Annotated in this window: 2 protein-coding genes; both read right to left on the bottom strand. The window is 66.0% G+C overall.

What is annotated here, in order from left to right:
- Positions 1–200 precede the first annotated feature (200 nt).
- Positions 201–2,975, bottom strand: a complete 2,775-nt coding sequence (locus EYB53_RS24145; RefSeq protein ID WP_135481964.1) for a winged helix-turn-helix domain-containing protein — start codon at positions 2,973–2,975, stop codon at positions 201–203.
- A 248-nt stretch (positions 2,976–3,223) separates the two neighbouring features.
- On the bottom strand, positions 3,224–3,622 hold the full coding sequence (locus EYB53_RS24140; protein WP_135481962.1) for a LuxR C-terminal-related transcriptional regulator: 399 nt from the start codon (positions 3,620–3,622) through the stop codon (positions 3,224–3,226).
- Positions 3,623–3,891 lie beyond the last annotated feature (269 nt).

Raw genomic sequence — 3,891 nt, 5'->3', positions numbered from 1 at the left:
GTGCGGATCAGGGCAGATTCCTCACGTCGTTCGGAATGACAAGGAGGCGCTCCGCGTGAGGGGTCTTCCGTGCGGATCAGGGCAGATTCCTCACGTCGTTCGGAATGACAAGGAGGCGCTCCGCTTCGGTCGGAATGACAAGGAGGCGCTCCGCTTCGGTCGGAATGACAGTGGGGGCGTTGGGACGACCATGAGCCGTGCTATGATCGCTCCAGGAAGCCGAGATCCCGGCCTCTGGCAACGGCCTGCGTGCGGCTCGCAACCCCAAGCTTGCTGTAGATGTTGCGCGTATGCACCTTGACCGTCTGGGGCGAGAGGTGCAGCCGTGCGGCAAGCTCCTGGTTGCTGAGCCCCTCGGCGATCAGGCGCAACACCTCGCGCTCACGTGCGGTGAGCGGCTCGATCAAAGGATGAGGGATGAAGGATGAAGGATGAACTGCTGCTTGCGTGCCAAAGGCGTTAAGCAGGCTGTGAAGGTACGGCTGCATCCCTCCGCCCGCGTCCCGCTCCCGTTCCAGCAGTCGTGCCAGTGGTGCACCCTCGTCTGCAAACAGCCGGACGTACCCCTCCGGCTCGGCCAGCGCCAGCGCACGTTGCAGCGGGATGCGTGCCTGCCCACTATCGTCCAGGGCCTCGTAGGCGAGGCTCTGGAGCAACAGCGCCTCGATCTGGCTGCCGATCCTGCCGCCAGCCTCCGCTGCCGCCAGCAGTCGCGTGAGCAGATCGAGCACGTCGTGCTGATCGCTGGCGACGTGCTCGCGGCGAGAGCGGGCGATAACGCTGCGCGTCAGCTTCGCTAACATCACGCGCGCGAGGGTCAGATGCTCGAACTCACGCCGATAGCTCAGGGCGTCCGTGGTGGTGACGCCGCACGCCGCGACCCATGCCGTTGCGGCGAGGAGATTGCCCTGCCGCATGTACACCCGCGCCTTGAGCGCCGCGACGGGGCGCAGGTCAGGGATGGGGTTGGGGAGATAGCGCCGCTCGGCCGCATCCAGCAGATCAAGGGCGGCCTCCCAGTTGCCGGACGACTCTTCGATCCGGGCCTGGGCCAGATGCCAGCGAAAGGGCCAGTCGATCAAGGCGGCCTGCTCGCCCTGCTCCTTGCTGGCGCGCAGGTGCAATGTGGCGGCCTGGGCATCGCCCTGCTCGTGGGCAATCACGGCCAGACCTAGGTGCAGGTGTGGGGCCGCCATCTTGAGGGCTTCGTGATCGGCCGGTACCAGGGTGAGGAACTGCCGGTAGAGGCGGGCCGCCTCGCGCAGCTGGCCCTGGGCAAGCCGAATTTCCGCCAGGTAGAAGCCACTGGCCAGGGCGAACGCAAGGTTGCCGGCCTCGCGCGTTTGCTCGACCCATGCGGCGAAGGCGCTGTAGGCTGCCTCAAGGGCGCCGGTAGCCCACTGGCTCGCCCCCGCCAGCACGGTCGCCTGCGCGTGCAGCAGCGGCTCCGTCTCAGCGCAAAGGTCCCGCGTGGTGGCGGCATACTGCTGGGCCGCGACGAAATCGCCGCGGCTCTGGGCCAGGTAGGCACGGGCGGCGGCGATCCGCGCCGGCAAGCTGGGCAGCAGCTCGCTGGCGACCACCACCATCGAGGCCACCCCGTCGTGCGACGCAGACTCCGTGCTGTGCGCAGCGGACAAGCAGCGCTCGGCGTTGCGCAGCCAGGCCTCGCTGGCCTCGATCTGGCCGATATCCATCAGCGCCCAGGCGTATTGGGTACACAGCACCGGCCTGGCGCGCAGCACCTCCTCCGGCAGCTGGCCCACCCAGCGGCCCCAGGCGTCCGCCTGAAAGCTGCTGTCCATGTGCGCCCATGCGCGCTCGGCCAGCGCAGCAAGCCGGGCGGGGTCAGCCGCCGCAGCGGCGTGGTGCAGCGCCTCAAGCAGCAGACCCTGGGCCTCATACCAGCCACTCGCCCGGAGGTGGAGCGTGGCGATCGCACCCGCGTCCATGGCCGCCTCCTGCGGGAGGCGCTGCTGCAGCAGTTCGCCAAACAGATGGTGGTAGCGATACCAGCAACGCTGGTCGTCCAGTGGAATGAGGAACAGATTGGCGCGTTCGATGGCTTCAAGGGTCGCCTGCCCGGTGCCGACGGGCATGGCGAGGACCGCGTCACACAGCGGGCCACAGAGCCGGTCAAGCACTGACGTGCGTAGCAGGAACTGCTGGAGCAGCGTGGGCTGCTGTTGGAGCACTTCTTCGAGCAGATAGTCGAGCACAAAGCGCTGACTGCCGGAGAAGGAATGCACGAAGCCGGCTGCATCCTGATGGCCGCGCAGGGAAAGCGCGGCCAGGTGGAGGCCGGCGGCCCAGCCTTCGGTGCGGCTTGTGAGGACAGCGACCACCTCTGCCGACAGGCTCAGACCTTCAGTCTGGCTGAGCAGCGCGTCTGCCTCGGTGTGGCTGAAGCGCAGCTCGGCGACGCGCAGCTCAGTCAGCTGATCACGGGCGCGCAGGCGGGCCAGGGGCAGCGGCGGATCCTCGCGGGTGGCGATCACCAGATGGAGCTGGGGAGGCTGGTGCGCCAGCAACAGGCCGAGGGCCGCATCAACCGGTGCTGCATTGACCAGATGGTAGTCGTCGAGGACGAGCACGACCGGCTGCGCGAGCGCAGCGAGTGCGTTGATCAGATCCGTTACCGCGGCGGTAGGCGTTGGCGCCTGTGGCGCAAGCAGCGCAGCCAGCAACCCCGCCCCAAACTCCGGCACGACGGTCTGTAGCGCGGCGACAAGGTAGGCCAGGAAGCGTGTGGGCTCGTGATCGCTCGCGTCGAGGGTCAGCCAGGCGACCGGGCGCGCGCAACCGTCCAGCCAGTGGCTGAGCAGCGTTGTCTTGCCAAAGCCGGCCGGGGCGGCAAGCAGGGTCAGGTTGCGGTGCAGCCCGGCATTGAGCCGTGCGATCAGGTGGGGCCGCACCATCCCCGTCGGACGGGGCGGCGGTCGGTACAACTTTGTGGCGAGCAGCGTAGTGGGCATTGCTCTATTATAGTGCCAAGCCACGCTGTTTGGTAACAGAGAACAGACCCCGCGAGACGATCCATCGTGAGCGAGCGCATGGCTCTCCCCCGTCGTTCGCTCGCTCCGGCTCCGGGCTGAACGAGGCGCATTGTATCACGAATAATCTTCCCTTGGTGTAAAGCGTTAATGCCTAAACACCCCGGGTTTGTCTGACTCCAATCAGGCGGCATTTGACCGCCTACCTCATTCTCGCGCTATGCCGCTCCTCACGCTTCTCCCCGCACCCTCCACACCTCCTCCTGCGCCCAGAGCCTGGCCTCTTTGCGGGTCAGGCCACGCGGGGCACCGATGTTGCGCCAGTGGGAGTTGACGGTGGTCAGGGTGATGCCCAGGGCGTCCGCGATGGCGTCGTTGGGAAGGCCTTGGGCACTGAGCCAAATCACGTCGATTTCGCGCGAGGAGACCGCGAGCGTGGTGAAGTGAGCGACGCCAAAGGGGGTTAGGCCAGCCAAGCCGGTCGCGGTCACGGTCAGGGTGAAGGCGCGTTCGCTTGCGGCAGGTACGCTCAGACTAGACGGGAATTCGCTCGGGTTGCCGGTTAGCCCCTGGGTGCTTAGGGCATAGTTTTGGACCGACAGGCACACATCGTCGAGGACTGCTATCATAAGTTTGCCTGTAACCTGCAAGCGAAGTCGGCCGGGACGCCAAGACGAACCAGTTCCTCGGGAAAAAGCAGAGTCAATGCCCGGCCCAAGTGTAGATCACCTCCCCGCAGGGCGCAATGCTATTATTGTCATCTGCGGCGGAGCGCAGCAGCTTCCTGGTGTATCTGGGAATATTTGGCCACTGCTACGCCCCTACGCATCCAATGTGGACATCGCTGATCAACGATAATTAGAATTGCCGGTGGTGATCTTGAGAATTGCCGATCCCA

Source organism: Candidatus Chloroploca mongolica, from assembly GCF_004762035.2.
GTDB lineage: Bacteria > Chloroflexota > Chloroflexia > Chloroflexales > Chloroflexaceae > Chloroploca > Chloroploca mongolica.
Note: the sequence above shows the minus strand (reverse complement) of the source record. Positions and strands in the feature narration are given on the sequence as shown.